At 76.3% G+C, this 1561-nt stretch carries 1 protein-coding gene and 1 pseudogene; both read left to right on the top strand.

The genetic code is table 11. The annotated features are described in order from the left end of the window. The coding region (locus G5C65_RS37040; RefSeq protein WP_165303423.1) for an FAD-binding oxidoreductase at positions 1 to 1054 on the top strand (1054 nt) is incomplete at its 5' end. Positions 1055 to 1192: 138 nt separating this feature from the next. Next, positions 1193 to 1561 (top strand): annotated as a pseudogene (locus G5C65_RS38790) (hypothetical protein); the annotation flags it as partial.

Genomic DNA, 1561 nt, shown 5'->3' with positions numbered 1-1561 from the left:
GGTGGCGGGGGGCGGATACGGGCCGCTGTGCCGGCTGTTCGGGCTCGTCAGCGACCATCTGTACGCCGTGGAGGTCGTCGTGGCGGACCGGCGCGGCCAGGTGCGCGGCGTCGTGGCCACCCGCGAGGAGGACGACCCGAACCGGGACCTGTGGTGGGCGCACACGGGCGGCGGGTGCGGTGCCTTCGGCGTCGTCACCCGCTTCTGGTTCCGCTCGCCCGGGGCGACGCGGGACACGGAGCCCGACCGGATGCTGCCGGCCCCGCCGGCGACAGCGCTCACTTTCACCGGCGAGTGGAGCTGGGAGGGCATGGACCACGAGCGCTTCGCCCGCATGGTGCGCAACCACGGCCGCTGGGCCGAGCGGCACGCGGGCGCAGGCGACAAGGCCGCGGCGCTGTACGCCGAGTTCGCCCTGACCCGGCGCGCCGCGGGCGCCCACCGGCTCCGCGGCCAGGTCGCCGCGGAGCACGGCGGGGACCGCCGGCTGCTGCACGAGTTCATCGGCGCGATCAGCGCGGGCACCTCCCGGCCCGCCACCCTGACGGTGCGGCGGCTGCCGTGGCTGACCGCCGCGCTGCACGGCTCCGGCGAGCCCGCCGGCGACGGACACGGACACACCACGACCGAGTCGGCGTTTCTGCGCCGCCGCTTCACGGACCGGCAGATCGGCGTCCTGCACCGCCACCTCACCCGCACCGACACCGGGGTGGTCGCGGGCCGTGTCGCCGTCAACACCTACGGCGGCGCCGTCAACACCCCGTCCCCCGGCGATACGGCCACGGCGCACCGCGACTCCGTGCTGAACGTCTCGCACCTCGCGTCGTGGGAGAAGCCCGAGCAGGCGCCGGAGTACCTGTCCTGGATCCGGGAGTGCCACCGCGACCTGTTCGCCCGCACGGGGGGCGACAGCGCCCTCGTCCCCTGCCCGGACACCGATCCGGCCGGCCCGGACCTCTGCTTCCGGCAGAACGCCGCCCGGCTGCGCCGGGTGAAGGCCCGCTGGGACCCGCGCGACGTCTTCCGCCACGCGCTGTCGCCCGCGCCGGAGTGAGCCGCGTGCACCGGTGGGGCGTTCGCCCTGCCTCTCCGGGCAGGCACCCGCACCCGAGATGCTTCCCTTGCGCCCTCCGGTCCTGCGCACGCCCGCTGTTAGACCTGCGCAGGACGACCATCGAAAGGGGATGCGGCCGTGCGGGCCCGAGAGCAGGACCAGGACAGAGCCTCCGGCGACCGCTCCCGTCCCCCGGCGCCACACCGCTCCGGGCGCGCCGCCGGAGCCGCTGAGGACGCTCCTCCGGACCGCCCGGCCTGGGCCGCCGACCTCCTCGACCTCGCGGGAGCGGCCGGCAACGCGGCCCTGACACGGGCGCTGGACGTGCGGCGGGACGCCCCGCGCGGACACGCCGGGCTCGGGCCGGCCGGTGCCCCTCTCGTCCAGCGGCTGGCCCTCGCCCAGGACTCCGACGACGATTCGGACGACGGCCTGTTCAGCGTGCCGTTGCACAACAGGCGACCGGGGCGGTCGGCAGCACCGGCCCGGTCGCCTGTTGTGCAACGG

It is taken from the genome of Streptomyces boncukensis (genome assembly GCF_011045075.1).
Classification (GTDB): Bacteria; Actinomycetota; Actinomycetes; order Streptomycetales; family Streptomycetaceae; genus Streptomyces; species Streptomyces boncukensis.
Note: the sequence above shows the minus strand (reverse complement) of the source record. Positions and strands in the feature narration are given on the sequence as shown.